Origin of the sequence: Streptomyces violaceusniger Tu 4113, from assembly GCF_000147815.2 — a bacterium.
GTDB lineage: Bacteria > Actinomycetota > Actinomycetes > Streptomycetales > Streptomycetaceae > Streptomyces > Streptomyces violaceusniger_A.
Genome location: NC_015957.1, coordinates 5,281,122 through 5,298,956, shown reverse-complemented (window position 1 = coordinate 5,298,956; position 17,835 = coordinate 5,281,122). Strand labels below are relative to the sequence as shown.

At 71.5% G+C, this 17,835-nt stretch carries 7 protein-coding genes and 1 pseudogene; 5 read left to right on the top strand and 3 right to left on the bottom strand.

Features of this window, described 5'->3' with window-relative positions; translation table 11 throughout:
* Positions 1 to 8 precede the first annotated feature (8 nt).
* The 3 genes from STRVI_RS21860 to STRVI_RS21850 all read left to right on the top strand — a co-directional run bounded on the left by STRVI_RS21860 (position 9) and on the right by STRVI_RS21850 (position 2,286).
* Complete coding sequence (locus STRVI_RS21860; RefSeq protein ID WP_014057810.1) at positions 9 to 869, top strand: alpha/beta fold hydrolase; 861 nt, start codon at positions 9 to 11, stop codon at positions 867 to 869.
* Between the two features lie 74 nt (positions 870 to 943).
* A complete protein-coding gene (locus STRVI_RS21855) occupies positions 944 to 1,426 on the top strand; it encodes a MarR family winged helix-turn-helix transcriptional regulator (protein ID WP_014057809.1) in 483 nt (160 codons plus the stop codon).
* Between the two features lie 80 nt (positions 1,427 to 1,506).
* A complete protein-coding gene (locus tag STRVI_RS21850) occupies positions 1,507 to 2,286 on the top strand; it encodes a maleate cis-trans isomerase family protein (RefSeq protein WP_014057808.1) in 780 nt (259 codons plus the stop codon).
* A gap of 101 nt (positions 2,287 to 2,387) precedes the next feature.
* Here the strand turns inward: STRVI_RS21850 and STRVI_RS21845 are convergent, their stop codons facing one another.
* Positions 2,388 to 2,897, bottom strand: a complete 510-nt coding sequence (locus STRVI_RS21845; RefSeq protein WP_014057807.1) for an SRPBCC family protein — start codon at positions 2,895 to 2,897, stop codon at positions 2,388 to 2,390.
* Positions 2,898 to 3,036: 139 nt separating this feature from the next.
* Between STRVI_RS21845 and STRVI_RS21840 the strand changes: the two genes are divergently transcribed.
* Together STRVI_RS21840 and STRVI_RS21835 are read left to right on the top strand one after the other, a co-directional pair.
* Positions 3,037 to 3,948: a helix-turn-helix domain-containing protein gene (locus tag STRVI_RS21840; RefSeq protein ID WP_014057806.1), complete on the top strand. Its 912-nt coding sequence runs from the start codon at positions 3,037 to 3,039 to the stop codon at positions 3,946 to 3,948.
* 191 nt (positions 3,949 to 4,139) lie between these two features.
* Positions 4,140 to 5,105: a hypothetical protein gene (locus STRVI_RS21835; protein WP_014057805.1), complete on the top strand. Its 966-nt coding sequence runs from the start codon at positions 4,140 to 4,142 to the stop codon at positions 5,103 to 5,105.
* A 195-nt stretch (positions 5,106 to 5,300) separates the two neighbouring features.
* Here STRVI_RS21835 and STRVI_RS21830 read toward each other — a convergent pair whose 3' ends face one another.
* Together STRVI_RS21830 and STRVI_RS21825 are read right to left on the bottom strand one after the other, a co-directional pair.
* On the bottom strand, positions 5,301 to 6,545 hold the full coding sequence (locus STRVI_RS21830; protein ID WP_043236316.1) for an ATP-grasp domain-containing protein: 1,245 nt from the start codon (positions 6,543 to 6,545) through the stop codon (positions 5,301 to 5,303).
* Between the two features lie 56 nt (positions 6,546 to 6,601).
* Positions 6,602 to 17,728 (bottom strand): annotated as a pseudogene (locus STRVI_RS21825) (SDR family NAD(P)-dependent oxidoreductase); the annotation flags it as partial.
* Positions 17,729 to 17,835 lie beyond the last annotated feature (107 nt).

Here is a 17,835-nt window from a genome sequence, read left to right as displayed (position 1 = left end):
GAGGCCGCATGACCCCGCACCCGTCCCCGGCTGCCCGTAGCCTGCCGCAGAGCGCGCTCGCCGATCTCGCCGATGTGCCCGCCACGAGCCGCTGGGTGTGCTCGGGCGCCACTCGCCTGCATGTCCTCGACTACGGCGGCCCTGGTGTCCCGCTCCTCGTCATGCCCGGCATCACCAGTCCCGCGATCACGATGGACTTCGTCGTGCGTGAGCTGACCGACCTCGTACGTCCGGTGGTCGTCGACGTCCGTGGGCGCGGGCTGTCCGACGATGGCGGCGGGTATGGCCTGGAGGAGTACGCCGAGGACACGGAGGCCGTCGTCATGCGGCTCGGGCTCGACCGGCCGGTGCTGTTCGGGCATTCCATGGGCGCGCGCATCGCCGCGGTCACCGCGGCGCGGAACAAGGTCCCGCTCCGGGGCACGGTTCTGGGCGACCCGCCCATGAGCGGCCCGGGGCGCGGACCTTACCCGACACCCGTGGACGCCTTCCTGGACCAGCTGGCGCAGGCCGTACGCGGCACCACCGCCGCGGAAGTGGCCAGGGCGTGGCCTCGGTGGCCGCACCGGGAGCTGGAGTTGAGGGCCCGGTGGCTGGCCAGTTGCGGCGAGGAGGCCATCAAGGCCACCCACCGCGGTTTCGAGAGCGAGGACTTCTTCGACTGGTGGTCCTCCGTCCCCGGCCCCACAGTGCTGCTGTACGGCGCGGACAGCCCCGTGGTCACCGAGGTGGGCGCGGCAGAGGCGGCCCGGAAGAACCCCACGGCCGCACTGAGCCGGATACCGGACGCCGGCCACATGCTGTTCTGGGACAATCCTCCCGCGGCCCTCGCGAGCCTGCGGGAAGCACTGCGCCCGATGCTCGCCTGACCGGTGGCTCCTCGATTCCCAGCCCGCTCCATCCCCGCGCGGGGGCGATGACGTGGCGTGCTTAAGTAGGCGCCATGGCTGACGAAACCGCACCTTCGACCTCCGCGCGGCCCCGGCCACCCGCCGCGCTGACGACCGCGCCCGGGTACCAGGTCCGGCGCCTGTACCAGGCATACCTCGCCGTCTGGATCAGGGCGGTCGACCCGCTCCTGACCGGGCCGCAGTTCGCGGTGCTCCAGGTCGTGGACGCGAGCCCGGGGCACGACCAGCGATCGCTGGCGTCAGCGGTCGCCCTCGATACGTCGACCATGACGGACGTTGCCCGCCGACTGGAGAAGCGCGGCCTGATCGTCCGCAGAACGGCCGCCGACGACGGCCGGCGCAAACTGCTCTATCTGACCGAGGAAGGCAAACACACCCTCGACGACGCGAACCGCCGCGCCCGCCTGCTCGACGAACAGCTCCTGGAGCCGTACGGAACACAGCAGCGCGACGACATCACGCACATGCTCGCATCCCTCGCCGACCACTGGGAGCAACTGACTCAGGACGGGTGAACCGCCGTGGCACGGCAGGCCACGGGAACGGGCCCGCGGCTCGTCGGCGAGTCCCGTACACCGGACAACCGGAGGATTCCGTGACCGATCACCACGTCGGCCTGATCGTGCCCAGCTCGAACCTCACCATGGAAAAGGAGTTGCCCCGGATCCTGCGGCTGCGCGAGTCGGCGCTCCCCGAGGACCGGTTCGTGTTCCACACCAGCCGGATGCGCATGCAGCAGGTGACCCCCGAGCAACTGCGCGCCATGAACGCGCAGACCGAGCGTGCCGCGCTGGAACTCGCCGACGCACGACCGGACGTCGTCGCCACAGCCTGTCTCGTCGCGATCATGGCCCAGGGCAAGGGGTACCACTGCACGGCGGAGGACGAGATCACCACTGTGCTGCGAGCGCAAGGCGCCCAGGCACCCGTGGTGTCCAGCGCCGGTGCCCTTCTCGACGGCATCAAGGCACTCGGGGCCAAGCGGGTCGCCATCATCACGCCCTACATGAAGCCGCTCACGGGGCTGGTCGCGAACTACATCGAGGACGCGGACATCGAGGTCGTGGACGCGCTGAGCCTGGAGGTACCGGACAATCTCGCCGTCGCCCGGCTGGACCCGGCGGATCTGCTCGACCACTGGCGGCGCCTGGACCTGTCACGTGCCGACGCCCTCGTACTGTCGGCGTGCGTCCAGATGCCGTCACTGCCGTCGATCCAACCGGCCGAGGACGCGGTCGGCCTGCCCGTCCTGTCCGCAGCCACCGCCACGGCGTACCGCATCCTCGTCGAACTCGGCCTGCCCCCGCATGTGCCGGGCACCGGCAGTCTCCTCGGCGGCCGCCTTCCCGTCCCCGCCCGTAGTGCTCCGGAATAGCTTTCCGCGGCGATGCTGATGCACCGGCACCGGTGCGAGGCACCAGCGGAGCAGGGCAGTGCCAGGCTCCGATCAGAATGGCCGGTGTGGTGTTTGGCGCGTCACCTCGAGCGCTCTTCGGCGAGCCATTGGGCGAGGGCGGTGAGTGTGGTTTCGACGCTGCCCGCCATGTAACGACGGAGCGCCTCCAGGTCGGTGCGTGTAGTGCCCAGCACCGGGTCGAGGCGGAGCAGTTCCCAGGACTGCTGGACGACCGTTCCGCGCCCCCGGGGGGTGAGGGTCCATTCCCAGCGGACGATGCCGTTCTCCGCGCCGCCGACGACAAAGCCGAAAGCCGCCCCGGGGTCGGCTCGCACGATCTGGGAGCGGGTGGTCCACTCCTTGCCGTTCCTGCGGTTGCGGCCACCGAACCAGGCGCCGGCCCAGGGGCCGGCGCCTGGTTCGAAAGCAACGTCGTCGGCGTTGGGGCTCCAGCGGCCGATCGCGGACACATCACTGACCAGCCCGTAGACGCGGGCGGGCGCGGCGTCGACCCAGGCGCGCCTGGTGAAGGCGTAGTCGGCCGCGTCCAGAGCCTCGAAGGGGTCGTTGTCGGTGGTGGTGGTACTCAAGGCGGCCTCCTGGGTGCGGCGGGGTGCCGGATTCGGCTGCCACCACTTCATCGACGATGCCGGCGGGGAACCAGACCCGCCGTTGCCTATCCACAGCTGGGTCAGGCTGGGTTCCGCGAGGCGGCCCATACTCAAAGCCATGGACGGAAAAACACGGCTCGGGGACTTCCTGCAGGCGCGGCGCTCCCAGCTGCGCCCGGAGGATGTCGGGGCGCCCACCTATGGGGAGCGCCGGCGTGTGCCGGGTCTTCGGCGCGAGGAGTTGGCGCTGCTGGCGGGGGTGAGCACCTCTTACTACACCCGGCTGGAACAGGGGCAGTCACTGAGCGCGTCGCCCGATGTTCTGGATGCGATCGCCGGGGCTCTTCGGCTGGACGAGTCCGAGCGGCGGTACCTGCACGACCTGGCCCGCGTGGGCAGGCAGCGCGCCCGGGGCCGGCGGCCGGCGCCGGAACGGGTGACGGAGGCGATGCGCCAGTTGCTGGACGTGCTGGGCGACGTTCCCGCCATCGTGCTCGGCGGGCGCAGCGATGTGCTGGCGTGGAACCGCCTGGGCCATGCGTTGTTCGCCGGGCATCTGGCCCCCGGTGCCCCTGACCTGCCGGCGCAGCGTCCCAACATGGCCAGGCTGGTGTTCCTCGACTGCCACGTCCGTGACCTGTACGCGGACTGGCCGAGCAAGGCCAGGGCGGTGGTCGGGAATCTGCGCCTGGTGGCGGCCCGGCAGCCGCAGGACGCGGCACTGCACGCGCTTCTGGGCGAACTGTCCGCCAAGAGTGCCGAGTTCGCCTCGATGTGGGCCGACCACCGTATCCAGGCCTGCACCGTCGCCGACTATGAGATGCGCCATCCGCTGGTCGGGCCCCTGACCGTCGTCCAGCAGACCCTGAGCAGCGGGCCGGGTCCCGTCGTGGTGGTCGCCACCACGGAAACGGGCTCGCCCTCGCGGGCCGCGCTCGCCCTGCTCGCCCAGGCCACCAGCGAGGCCACCACGCGGGCCGGGCTCTCCTCCGACGCGGCGCGGACGCGGCCCCGCGCCGGCAGGGACTGACCCCCCCACAACGTCACCGGGCGCTCCTGCCGCGAGGAGTAGGCGCGCGTCCCACCCGTCCCGCCCGGGTACGGCCGCAGTCCACCCTGTCGCGGGTCAGCCGCGGGGCGCCGCCCCGCCGCAAGAACCCACGTATCCCAAGCCATGCGTCGGCGTGTTGCTGCCGCATGCCCGAAAGCGAGAAGGAAACCATGTCCAAGAAGCTCTCCATGTCCGCTGTGGCGGCGGTCGCCCTGGCCGCGGCCGCTGCCTCGGCGCTCAGCCCCGCTCCGGCCTCGGCCGTCTCCGCGCCGCTGAGCAGCGCGCGGATCGCCGCGCACTTCGACCTGGCCGGCGGCCAGACGCCGGAGAACCTCGCCCTGGCATCGGGCGGCCGCGCGTACGTCACCTTCGCCAAGGGCCGTCAGGTCGCCGAGGTCTCCCCCCGGGGCACTGTCCGGATCCTGGCCACCCTGCCCGAGCCCGCCGACGGCGGTGTCCACACCCCGGCCATGGGCTTCCCGCTGACCACCGGCATCGCCCGGGCGCACGACGGAACCTTGTACTTCCTGTACGCCACCGGCACCGGCGACCTCACCGGCGTATGGCGGATGCGTCCCGGCGGCCGACCGGAGCGGATCGCCCCGCTGCCGGCGGACGGCCTGCCCAACGGTCTGGCGCTGGATGCGCGCACCCACACCCTCTACGCCGCCGACTCCGTGCTCGGCACCATCTGGACGGTGCCCACCACCGGCGGCACCCCGACCGCCTGGTCCACCGGCTCCGAACTGGCCCCCGCCGGCTTTCTCGGCGCCAACGGCCTGAAGATCCACAACGGTGCGGTCTGGGCCACCAATCCCGACCAGGGCACCATCGTGCGCATCCCCGTCCTCCGGGACGGACGCGCGGGCACAATCCAGACTCGGGCAGGCGGTATGCCGGGGATCGACGACTTCGCCTTCACCGGCCACGGCGACCGGCTCCTGGCCGCCCTGGACGGACCGAACGAAGTCGCGCTCGTCCAGCCCGACGGCAGCCACTCCACCGTGCTGACCTCGGTGGACGGTCTGCAGAACCCCACGTCCATCGCCCTGCGCGGCGACACCGTCTACGTGCTGAACGCCGCCTGGAACACCGCCGAGGACCCCAACCTGATCCTCGCCCACCTGGCCAGGTAGGGCCGCGGGCACAAGCACGGATCCAGGGGAAGCACACCCGGCCCGGGCCGACGGATTCCGTCGGCCCGGGCCGATCGGTCACACCACTCTCAGGGCCCCGACAGCCACGCCGCACGGAGAGGTTCTCCATGCAGGACACCGGTCCCGGCCAGTGAAACCGGGACGCTGCCGGTGAGGCGCGGCGGAGCCGGCCGCTCAGGTGCTCTGCGGCTTGCTCCGCAGTGTGACCAGGTCCTCCGCGCAGTCCAGGTCTGCCGCTACCTGACCGGCGTCCGCGCCGACCGCGATGACGTGCCCGTATCGGGATCGCGTCTGGTAGGCGTGTGGCGGCAGCCAGAGATGCGTCCCCGTAGCGACGGCGCCGAGGGCTTCGCGGATCGTGGGGCCGAACCGGTCGTCGTGTACGACGGTGTCGACCACCTCGCAGTCGGCGGCCGGGTAGAGGAATCGGATGGCGGCGGTGCGTCGAAGGACCACGCGCGGCGGTGGGGTCTGCCCGACGGCGATCTGCGCCGCCGCGAGGATCGGGTCGCTGCCGCCGGCCAGCACGCCCAGCCGTGGAATGAAGTCCCCGCCGCTGCGGGCGTTGATCTCGACCAGCCTCGGACCGCGGTCGGTCAGTTTGAATTCGGTGTGAGTGGCGCCCTCGGTGAGGCCGATGCCCTTGTGTACCAGGCCGAGTTGGCCGAGCAGCGCGGCGTCGTTGAACAGCGGGTCGTCCGCGTCGACGGTGTGCCCCGTCTCCTCGAAGAAGGGGGCGAATCCGGTCCTCTTGTGCGCGATCACCAACGGTGTGCAGACGCTTTGGCTGATCACCGCGTCGATGCTGATCTCCGGTCCGGTGAGGAACTCCTCGACCAGGACGTCCGCCTCGTACCGGGGAATGCCGGGCCAGACCGCTCCGCTCGCGGTCGCGTACGCGTCGGAGACCGCCGTCGGGTCGTCGACGCGCAGCACGCCGAGGCTGCCGGCCAGTCCGCGGGCCTTGACCACGACCGGGTAGCCGATCTCCTCGGCCGCGGCCACCGCCTCTTCGGCGGAGCCCACCGTGCGCGAGATCGGCTGCGGTACTCCGGCGGCGTCGAGGGCCGCTCTGCTGGTGGCCTTGTCCCGGCAGGCCTGTACCGCCTCCGGCGGACTGCCGGGAAGGCCGAGTTCCTCGGCGACCCTTGCGACCGGGTACACCAGCGACTCGTCGAAGGTCAGCACGCCCCGCGCCGGGAACGACGCCGTGACCTGGCGTGCCACGGCGATCAGGGCGTCCGCGTCGAGGGTGTCCGCGACCGTGACGCCCTCGACGTAATCGTGTGGCCAGGTCGAGTCGGCCGAGTCGATCAGCCACAGCCTGAAGTGTGGTCGTAGGGCGGCGAGCAGGTATTCGCGGTAGTGGCGATTCCCGCCGCCCACGAGCAGCAGAGGCGGGCGGTTCGGTGCGGTCATGGGGTCCTTCCCAGTGGCAGGGCCGGGGCTCACTCTTACGGTCAGGGCGGTGCCGGTCATCGGGTTTGTCGTGGGTCGAACGTTTCACGTAGCCACTCGCGGATCCCGGTGGTGAACGCCTCCACCTGTTCGTAGGGCAGCTCTTCGTGGTTTCCGGGGATGTCCACCGCGTCGTGCGGCTGTGGCCAGGTCGAGCGCCAGCTGTCGGTGGCGCCGTCGGTGCGCATCAGCGGCATCGGGTCCAGCGCTCGCACCAGCAAGGTGGGAACCGGCAGCGGACTCGGCCGCCAAGCGCTCTGCACCAGCATCCTGTTGTAGGCGCCCATGGCCGCCAGGGGCGTGTCGCCGGTGAGTTCCTCGAACTGCACGCCGGCTCGCGTCACCCGGCTGGCGGGCAGGTCCAGCAACCACTCCTGCGACACGTTCGCCTCCGTCACCGGATAGGTGTCGCCCAGCACCAGGCCGGCGGGCGGGCTGCCCAGCTCGATCAGCTTGGCGGCGACGGCCTGCGCGGTGCACCCGCCGATGGAGTGCCCGAGGAGCACGATCCGCCGGTCGCCGAACTGGGCACGTACGGTCTCGGCGTGCATCGTGACGAGCGTGTCCCAGTCGCGCGGCACCACCTCACCGGCGACCAGACCCGGGTACTGGATCTCGAACATGTCGCGCTCGCCGTCGAAGCGGGGCGCGAACTTGCCGTACGTTCCGAGTCCGGCCGGGGGGAAGAAGCTCGGGAAGCACACCAGCGCGGGTCCGTGGGGGCCTGCGGCCATGCGAACGGGCAGGGGAGCGTGTTCCCGGCTGTCGGCGGGCCCGAACGCCGGCAGTGCCAACGACGCGGAGAGCAGCATGTGCATCGCCGAAACCGGTTCGCCCGCCTCGCACAGCCGTCGGTAGAACGAGGCCAGCCGTATGCCGGACGTGGCGGCGGGCGGCGCAGCCGGTTCGGAACCGGCGAGTCCCTCGTCGAGGTGGTCCGCCAGCTCGTGGTCGCTGCGCACTTCGAACGCGATCGTCGCGGGCAGCCGCACCCCGGTGAGCGCGCTCAGCCTGTTGCGAAGGGTCACGCTGGCCAGCGAGTCGAATCCGAGTTCGGCGAAGGTATGGCCGGGGTTCATGTCGGCGGCGTCGCGGTGGCCGAGCACGGCGGCCATCTCACCTCGGACGAGGTCCACGAGCGCGGCCTTGCGTGCCGGGCCGGACAACGCGTTCAACCGCGCGCGAAACGCCTCCGGCGCGGCTGGGGAACCCTGGCTGCCCTCGCCCGCCGTTACCGGCCGCTCGCGCGTCGCCGTATGCGACAGCGGTGTCCGCAACAGCGGCGGGACCGGGGTACGTCCGCCGCGCAGTTCGGCGCGGTCCAGCCGGATGGGGGCCAGGACCGGCAACTCGCTGTCGACAGCCGCGTCGAACAGGGCCAGGCCCTGCTCGACGGTCAGCGGGGGCACCAAGCCGCCCCGGATCCCGGTGGCCATGCCTTCGCCATGTCCCCAAGGTCCCCACGCCAGGGACGACGTCGGCTTGCCGTGCGCGCTGCGACGGCGGGCCAGCGCGTCCAGGAACGAGTTCCCCGCGGCGTAGTTGCCCTGTCCCGCGCTGCCGAGCAGTCCCGCTATGGAGGAGAACAGCACGAAGGACGGAACGTTCAACCGGTCCACCAGTTCCTGGAGCCGCCAGGCGGCGTCCACCTTGGGGCGCAGCACATCCGCCATCCGTTGCGGGGTGAGCGCCTCCACGACACCGTCGTCGAGGACGCCCGCGGCGTGAATGACCGCGGTGAGCGGCGGGTCCAGGCTGTCGGCGAGCTTCGCCAGGGCCTCGCCGTCGGTGACGTCGCAGGCGACGATGCGTAGGTGCGCGTCGTGCTCGGCGAATGCGGCGAGTATCTCGTCGTTGCGGCGGGCGTCGCCCCCGCTCCGGCTGACCAGCACGACGGACCTGGCATCATGCGCCGTCACCAGGTGACGCGCGATCAGGGATCCGAGTGAGCCGGTACCACCGGTGATCAGGACTGTGCCGGTCGTGTCGAGTGATCCCGCCGGGCCCGGTTCCACGGAGGTGAGTCGAGGCACTGACACCCTCGCGGCCCTGACGGCCAGTTGGGCTTCGCCGGACGCGATCGCCGCGGACATGACGTCCTCGGATTCCGGTGTGCCGTCGAGGTCGACCAGCACCACACGGCCGGGGTATTCCGCCTGGACGGTGCGCCCGAGGCCCCACACCGCCGCGGCGGCGAGGTCCGGGGTCTGCGTCGTGGCGTTCCGGGTCACCAGGATCAGGCGACCGCCGAGATGGCTTCGTTCTGTACTCCAGTGCTGTACCGCTCGCAGTGCCGTGACCGTCTCGGCATGTACCGCCGCGACCGGGTCCGCGTGTCGATCCATGCCGGCGACACGAACCACCGAGTCCGCCTCGGACAGCGGCCCGCCGTCGCCCACGGGAATGTCCGTCCAGGTGAGGCCGTAGAGACCGGCGGATGACGGGCTGTCCGCCGAGGAGGCCGTCTTGGTGGTGACCGAACCCACTCGGGCGACCGGTGTTCCCCACTGGTCGGTGAGAGTCAGTGACAGCGTCGTGGCGTCGATCTGGTGCAGGCGGACTCGCACATGATGTGCGTCCGGCACGAACACCTGAACGTCGTTCCACGCGAAGGGCAGCCGGACCGCACCGTCTTCTGCGGCGTGTCGGGGCGAGGCGACGATGAGCGAGTGAAGCGCGGCGTCCAGCACGGCTGGATGCAGCCGGAACCCCTTGTCCTCCCTGATCCGCTCGTCCGGCAACCGGACCGCGGCGAAGATCTCGGTTCCCCGCTGCCAGACCTGTGTCACGTTCCGGAAACCGGGCCCGTACTCCATGCCCATCTCCGCCAGCGCCGGGTACGCCCCGTCCAGGGTCAGTTCCACGGCTCCCCGTGGTGGCCAGTGCCCGGACTCGTCCGGGTCGGCCGGAGCCGGAGCGCCGGGCCGCACCGTACCGGTCGCGTGCGCGGCCCAGTCCTCCCTCGTGCCCCTCCCCGCGCGGCAGGCATGGACCTCCACACCTCGGGTGCCGGACTCGTCGGGTTCACCGACGAGAACCTGGACCAGCACCTCGGCGGAGTCCGGAATCACCAGTGGGGTGTGGACCACGAGTTCCTCCACAGCCGGACAGTCCACCTCGGCGCCCGCCCGCCCCGCCAGTTCGACGAAGGCCGTGGCGGGCAGAATGGCCCGGCCGTCGATCACATGGTCGGCGAGCCAGGGATGGATCTTCGCCGACAGCCTGCCCCAGCACAGCAGTTGGCCGGTGCCGGGCACCGGGCCCGCATGGCTCAGCACGGGATGGCCGAGACCTCCCGTGTCCACCGCCGCCGGTCGCCTGTCCAGCCAGAACCTGCGGCGCTGGAACCGGTAGGTGGGCAGATCGACGACCTGTTCCCCGCTGTGCGCGAACACAGCCGTCCAGTCGACCTTGACACCGCGTACGTGCAGACGAGCCACCGCCCGCATGATCTCGTCGGCCTCGTTCCCCTTCCGCCTGATCGCGGCCGTGACCAGCGCATCCTCCGCCGTGACGCTGTCGCCCGCCATGGCCGCCAGCGCACTGCTCGGACCCACTTCGAGGAAGGTCGAGACATCGGCCCGGTCGAGCGTGCGCACCGCGTCCGCGAAGCGGACCGTTCGCCGCGCCTGACGTACCCAGTACTCGGGATCGCGCAGTTCCTCCGCGTCGGCTCGCCGGCCGGTCACCGTCGAGACGATCGGCAGCCGCGGGGCGTCGAAACGGATACCACGTACCACCTCGCGGAATTCGGCGAGCATGGGATCGAGCAGAGGCGAGTGAAAGGCGTGGCTCACCTGGAGCGCGCGCGTCCTGCGTCCCATCCGGTCGAAGACGGCCCGTACGGCGGACACCGCCGCCTCAGCACCGGAGACGACCACCGAACGGGGGCCGTTGACCGCCGCGACGACGACGATGCCGTCCTGGTCGGCCAGTACCCGGGTGACTTCCTCCTCACCGGCCTCCACCGCGAGCATGCCTCCGCCGGCGGGCAGGCCGTTCATCAGCCTTCCCCGGGCGCAGACCAGTGCCGCCGCGTCGGGCAGAGTCAGCATCCCGGCGACGTGGGCCGCGACCACTTCCCCGATCGAGTGGCCGATCAGGTGGTCCGGGCGGACGCCCCAGGACTGGAGGAGGCGGAAGGCGGCCACCTCGAAGGCGAAGATGCCGGCCTGGGCGAAGTCGGTGCGATCGAGCAGGGCACCTTCCTGCGCCACGACCTCCACCAGCGGACGCTCCAGATGAGTGTCCAGATGGCGGGCCGCCTCGGCGAACGCCTCGGCGAAGACGGGGAACGCGGCGCCGAGTTCACGTCCCATGCCCTGCCGCTGGGAACCCTGGCCGCTGAACAGCAGGGCGAGCTGCGAGTGCCTCGCCGAGCCGGAAACCACCGCGGGGTGGTGCACATCCTTGGCGAGCGCGTCCAGCGCGGCCAGGTCACCGGCTGGGACGGCGGCGCGGTGCGCGAGCGCGGACCTGGCCGTGGCCAGTGTGAAGGCCACGTCGTTGACGTGCGCCGGGGCCGCCGCGAGCAATGCCGCGGCCTGGGCCCGCAGCGCGGCCGGTGTCATGCCGGAAAGCAGCCAGGGCGGCGGCGCCGGGAGCCGTGCGGCGATGGGCTCCCGATCCTCGACGGCGGGTGCCTCCAGGATGACGTGCGCGTTGGTGCCGCTGATTCCGAAGGCGGAGATCCCGGCGCGGCGCGGCCGTACCGCCGTGTCGGGCCAGGGCTGTTCCTCGGTCACCAGGCGTACGGCGCCTCCGGTCCAGTCCACGTGCGGCGACGGCTCGTCGACGTGCAGCGAGGGCGGTACCGTGCCGTGCCGCATGGCCTGCACCATCTTGATGACGCCCGCGATCCCCGCGGCGGCCTGCGTATGACCGATGTTCGACTTCACGGAGCCCAGGAGCAGCGGTGTGTCCCGGTCGCTGCCGTACGTGGCCAGCAGTGCCTGCGCTTCGATCGGATCCCCGAGGGAGGTGCCGGTGCCGTGTCCCTCGACGACATCGACGTCCTTGGTGGACAGACCGGCGTCCGCGAGCGCGTTGACGATGACCCGCTGCTGTGCCGGTCCGTTGGGTGCCGTGAGGCTGTTGGAGGCGCCGTCGGAGTTGACCGCGCTGCCGCGAAACAGTGCCAGCACCTGGTGACCGTGACGGCGGGCGTCGGACAGCCGCTCCAGCAGCAGCGTGCCGGCCCCCTCGGCCCACCCGGTGCCGTCCGCGGCGGCGGCGTAGGACTTGCAACGCCCGTCGGGGGACAGGCCGCGCATTCTGCTGAACATGACGAACGCGTTGGGCGTCGACATCACCGTCGCGCCGCCCACCAGCGCCAGCGAGCACTCGCCCGACCGTAGGGCACGCGCGGCGGAGTGCATGGCGACCAGTGAGGACGAACACGCCGTGTCCACGGTGCTGGAGGGACCGTGCAGCCCCAGCGTGTAGGAGATACGGCCGGAGGCGACGCTGGCCGTCGAGCCCAGGGACACCTGTGCCTCGAGGTCGTGGGCGTCGTTGACGAACCTCGCCGCGTAGTCGTTGTACATCACGCCGACGAACACGCCGGTGTCGCTGCCCCGCAAGGACTCCGGCGATATGCCGGCGCGCTCCAGGGCCTCCCACGAGGTCTCCAGGAGCAGTCGCTGCTGGGGGTCGGTGGTAAGTGCCTCCTTCGGCGACATACCGAAGAGCGTCGCGTCGAAGTCGGCCGCGTCGTGCAGGAATCCGCCACGGCGCGCGTAGCACTTTCCGATCGCGTCCGGGTCGGGGTCGTAGAGCTCGGCGAGGTCCCAGCCCCGGTCGACGGGGAACGCGGACGTCGCGTCGAGCCCGTGGGACACCTGGTGCCACAGTTCGTCCGGGGAGGAGATCCCGCCGGGGTAACGGCAGGCCATTCCCACGATCGCGATCGGATCGTCGTGCACGCGCGCGGGCGCCGCCGCGGGCACGGCTGCCGGGATCGTGGGATTCCCCTCGTCGAGGACGAACCGGCCGAGCAGGTGTCCGGTGAGCTTCTCCGGAGTCGGGTGGTCGAAGACGAGGGTCGGCGACTGCCGTTGCCCGATCAGGCTCGTCAGCCGGTTGCGGAAATCGATCGCCGCCAGCGAGTCGAAGCCCAGCTCCTCGAAGGTGCTGTCGGGGTCGATGGACGACGCGTCGTGCTGGGGCAGCGCTGTGGCGAGCGCGCCGAGAACGATGCCGAGCAGGTGGCGCCGTCGTTCGTGGGGAGTGAGCCGCAGAAGTGTGGACCTGAGTGTGCTGTCGGGGAGTTCGGGGCGGGCGTCGCGGCTGCCGGAGGCGGCGACCAGCTCGGCCAGCAGTGCGGGTGCGGCGTCGCCGGCCGCGCGGAGGGTGTCCAGGTCCAGCGGGGTGGCGACGACGGCGGGATGATCGACTGCCAGCGCCGTGTCGAGGAGGCCGAGACCGGTCTCGGCGGTGATGGGCAGGAGCCCGTCGCGGGCGATGCGCCGGAGGTCGGCGGAGGTCAGACCACCGCTCAGGGTGCTGGTGGGCTCCCACAGTCCCCACGCGATGGAGCGCGCGGCGAGTCCCCGCTGTGCGCGGTGTTCGGCGAGGGCGTCCAGGAAGGAGTTGGCGGCGGCGTAGTTGGCCTGCCCCCGGCCGCCCAGGACACCGGCGACCGACGAGAACAGGACGAACATCGAAAGACCGAGGTCCCGGGTCAACTCGTGCAGGTACCAGGCGGTGTCGGCCTTGGGGCCCAGTACCGACGCCACGGCGCGTTCGTCGAGCGACCCGAGGACACCGTCCTCGGTGACACCGGCCGCGTGGACCACCCCGATGAGCGGATGCCGGGTGGGGATGCGGCCGATCAGGTCGGCCAGGTGGTCGCGGTCGGACAGATCGCCCGTCTCGACGGTGACCCGGGCTCCCAGCTTTGTCAGCTCGGCCAACAGCCGGTCCCCTCCGGGGCCGGCGAGGCCGCTACGGCTGGCGAGCACCAGGTGCCGGACGCCGTGTGCGGTGACCAGATGCTGTGCGACCAGGGATCCCAGGGTGCCGGTGCCGCCGGTGATGAGCACCGTACCGTCGGGATTCCAGCGTCGTGATGTCTCGGCGCCGTTCGGGGCGTCGATCCGGGCCAGTCGAGGTATGCGTACCTCCTGCCCGTGCCGCAGGGCGAGTTGCGGTCGCCGGGCCGCCGCCGCCGTCGCGACGACGGCGGGCAGGTCTTCGGGGTGTCGTGTGCTGTCGACAAGGACGATCCGGCCCGGATTCTCCCGCTGCGCGGTCCGTACCAGTCCCCAGACAGCCGCACCCACGAGGTCCGGACTCTCGTCCTTGGTGACGGCGACCGCGTTGCGCGTGATCACCAGCAGGGTCGAGTGCGCGAATCTCTGGTCGGCGAGCCAGGACTGCAGCGATTTCAGGACATCGGACACCGTCTCGCGCGTCTCGGCGGTCAGCTGTGCGGGGGTTCCGGACATCCCGACCGTGAGGACGGTCAGTTCCGGCACCGGTAGGTCCGTGTCCACCAGCTGGGCGAATTCGGCGAACTCGGGGGCCGCGTGGTCGCCGGACAACGGCAGCGACGCCCACTCGACGCGCAGCAGCCTGTCGTCCGCGACCGCCTGGGTGAGGAGCGGCCGGTCCGGCGAGACCGGTCGTAGACGTAGTGCCGCGACGGAGAGAACGGGGTTGCCTTCGGCGTCCGATGCCTGGACGGACACCTCTCCCGACTCCCCGATCCGTACCGCCGCCCGCATCGCCGTGGCGCCGGCGGCCCAGGTCCGCACCCCGCGCCAGGCGAACGGAAGCAGCGTGACGGGCTCGTCGGCGGCACAGACGCCGTGGTGGCCGGCCACGTGCAGGGCGGCATCCAGCAGAGCCGGGTGCATGCCGAACTGCGGGGCGTACGCCTGCTGGCCGGGGGCGAGGGCGACTTCGACGAAGTAGTCGTCTCCACGACGCCACGCCCCGCGAAGCGCCCGGAACGCCGGGCCGTAGTGCAGGCCGGACTCGCCCAGAGCGGCGTATACGGCATCGATGTCGAGCCGAGCCGCGTCGGCGGGCGGCCAGGACAGACCGGCCGGAACGGACTGCCGGTCCACGGTGGTCAGGATCCCGCGCGCGTTGCGGTTCCACCCGGCGTCCGGCGGGTGCTCGCCTCGCGAATGGATGGTGACCGGCCGGCCGCCGACGCTGTCCGCGGGGCCGAGCGTGACCTGCACCTGGACCCCACCCCGATCCGGCAGGACGAGCGGGGCCTCGATGACCAGCTCGTCGAGGACGAGCGCCCCGGAGCCGGTACCCGCGTGCAGCGCCAGTTCCACCAGGGCGGTGCCGGGAACGACGACGGAGCCGAGCACCTGGTGATCGGTGAGCCACCGGTGCGACTGCCGGGAGAGCCTGCCGGTGAAGATCGTCTGCTCGCCGTCGGCCACCGTGATGGCCGCGGCGAGCAGGGGATGGCCGGTGGTCCCCTGCCCCAGGTCGGTCGCGATGGACCCGCCGCCGGACGGGGCGTCGAGCCAGTAGCGGCGGCGCTGGAAGGCGTAGGTGGGCAGATCGGTCCGACGGGAGTCCGTCCCGGCGAAGACGGCGTCCCATTCGACCGGCCCGCCGTGGACATGGGCGTGGCCCAGAGCGGTGAGCACCGTTGTCGTCTCGGGCTCGTCGGAGCGGAGCACGGCCACGGGCAGCGGCTTGTCCTCGTGCTCTCCGCCGACCCGGGCGTGGCGCGCGCAAGCGGCCAGGGTCGCATCAGGTCCCAGCGTGAGAACCGTGGCGAGATCGTGGTCGTCCACGGTGCGCATCGTGTCCTGGAACCGAACGAGCTCCCGCAGTTGCCGGACCCAGTGCTCCGAGGTGCGGAGCGTGTCGAGTTCGAGGATCCGGCCGGTGCGGGTGGACACGACGGGAATGGACGGCTCGCACCTGGGCAGTTCCGAGACGATCGCCCGGAAGGCGTCGAGGATGCCGTCCATCCGCGTGGAGTGCGCGACACGACCGACCGCGGGCCGGCTCAGCCCGCGTCCCAGCCCGGCGAAATGGTCGGCGATCTCGGTCAGGGCCTCCACGGTGCCGTAGGCCAGGACCGAGGCCGGTCCGTCGACCGCGACGACCTCGACCTCGGCGCCGTGTTCGGCTGCCGCCGCGAGCAGCTCCTCCTCGCCGGCTTGAACGGCCAGGCAGGCGCCGTCGGCGGGCAGGGACTGCACCAACCGGCCGCGGGCCGCGACCAGGGTCGCCGCGTCCTCGAGGGAGAAGATCCCGGCGGCGTGGGCGGCCGCCATCTCGCCGTGGGAGTAGCCGGCCACGAGTTTGGGTCGCACCCCCCACGCCTCGAACAGCCTGAACAGGGCGATCTCCACCGCGAAGGTGGCGGGCAGGGCGTAGACGGCCTCGTCGAGCAGCTCGGCCGGGACGCCGTCGACTCCGAACAGCACATCCCGGATCCGGTGCTCCGCGTACCCGGCCAGCCGCCGGTCCAGGCAGTCGCAGACGGCGTCGAACGCCTCGGCATACGTGGGGAACGTGTCGTAGAGTTCCCGGCCCGTACCCTGCCGTCGCACACTGTCTCCGCCGAACAGGAAGGCGATTCCACCGCTCCGGGTCGAGCTGTGAACAGGGTTCCCGTCGGGATCCTCCCGTGCCAGTGCCTCGAGCCCGGCCTGCGCCTCGTGCCGGTCACCGGCCAGCAGTACCGCCCGGTGCCGCAGCCCGGCACGGGTCGTGGCCAGCGAGTAGGCGATGTCCTCGGCCCGCACGCCGGGGGACTGCCGCACGTGGGCGAGCAGGCGCTCGGCCTGCTCCGCCAGTGCTTCCCGGGTCTTCGCGGACAGCACCCACGGCAGAGTGCGGCCACCGTCCGCCGCCCGGTCCGGCTCGGCGACGCTCGGCGCGGCTTCGAGGACCACGTGCGCGTTCGTACCGCTGATGCCGAACGCTGAGACGGCCGCACGGCGAGGGTGCGCGGACCGCGGCCAGGGCTGAGCGTCGGTCGCGATCCTCACCGCACCGGAGTCCCAGTTCACATGGGGTGTGGGACGGTCGACATGCAGGGTTCGGGGGAGTACGCCGTTGCGCATGGCCATCACCATCTTGATGATGCCCGCGACGCCCGCCGCGGCCTGTGTGTGGCCGATGTTGGACTTGAGCGAACCGATCCACAGCGGACGCTCCGCGGGCCGGCCGCGCCCGTAGGTGTCCAGCAGGGCCCGCGCTTCGACCGGGTCGCCGAGCACAGTGCCGGTGCCGTGCGCCTCGACGGCGTCCACGTCGGACAGTTCGAGCCCGGCGTTGGCCAGCGCCTCACGGATGACCCGCTGCTGGGCCAGCCCGTTCGGCGCGGACAGTCCGTTGGAGGCGCCGTCGGAATTCACCGCCGTGCCGCGTACGACCGCGAGGACGCGGTGGCCCCGGCGCCGCGCGTCGGAAAGCCGTTCAAGGGCCAGCACACCTGCCCCTTCGGCCCATCCGGTCCCGTCGGCACCGGCGGCGAACGACTTGCACCTCCCGTCCGGCGACAGACCCCCCAGCCGGGAGAACTGGACGAAGACACCGGGGCCGCACATCACGGTGACGCCACCGGCGAACGCGAAGTCGCACTCCTTCACCCGCAGCGAGCGCACAGCCAGGTGCAGTGCGACGAGCGAGGACGAGCACGCGGTGTCCAAGGTGACCGCAGGCCCCTCAAGACCGAGGGTGTAGGCGATGCGTCCGGAAGCCACGCTGACGCTGGTGCCGGTCAGTGCGTGCCCGTCACCGCCGGAGTCCAGCCGGGGACCGTAGTCCTGAGCGCCCGCGCCGATGTAGACGCCGGTCCGGCTGCCCCGCAACGAGCCCGGATCGATCCGGGCGTGCTCGCACGCCTCCCACGTGGTTTCCAGCAACAGGCGTTGTTGCGGGTCCATGGCGAGGGCCTCGTGCGCGGAGATACCGAAGAACTCCGCGTCGAACCGGTCGGCACCGGTCAGGAAGCCGCCGTGCCGGGTGTTGCTGCCGCGCACGTCGTCCCCAGGATCGGACAACGCCTCCACATTCCAGCCGCGGTCCTCGGGAAGTTCCGAGACGACATCCTGCCCCTGGGCGACCAGGTCCCACAGCTCGTCGGCAGTGCCCACCCCGCCGGGAAACCGGCAGCCGATGCCGACGACGGCGATCGGCTCGCTGCCGGCTGCCTCCACCTTCTGTAACTGGTCGCGGGTGGCCCGCAGTTGATTGGTCGCCTTGACAAGGTATTCACGCAGCATGGCGTCGTCCGTCATCGTGGTGCTCCGCGGGGAAT

What these genes read in the sequence shown, in the direction of transcription:
- STRVI_RS21860 (WP_014057810.1), top strand. Translation starts at nt 9, where the DNA reads ATGACCCCGCACCCGTCCCCGGCTGCCCGTAGCCTGCCGCAGAGCGCG.
- STRVI_RS21855 (WP_014057809.1), top strand. Translation starts at nt 944, where the DNA reads ATGGCTGACGAAACCGCACCTTCGACCTCCGCGCGGCCCCGGCCACCC.
- STRVI_RS21840 (WP_014057806.1), top strand. Translation starts at nt 3,037, where the DNA reads ATGGACGGAAAAACACGGCTCGGGGACTTCCTGCAGGCGCGGCGCTCC.
- STRVI_RS21835 (WP_014057805.1), top strand. Translation starts at nt 4,140, where the DNA reads ATGTCCAAGAAGCTCTCCATGTCCGCTGTGGCGGCGGTCGCCCTGGCC.
- STRVI_RS21830 (WP_043236316.1), bottom strand. Translation starts at nt 6,545, where the DNA reads ATGACCGCACCGAACCGCCCGCCTCTGCTGCTCGTGGGCGGCGGGAAT.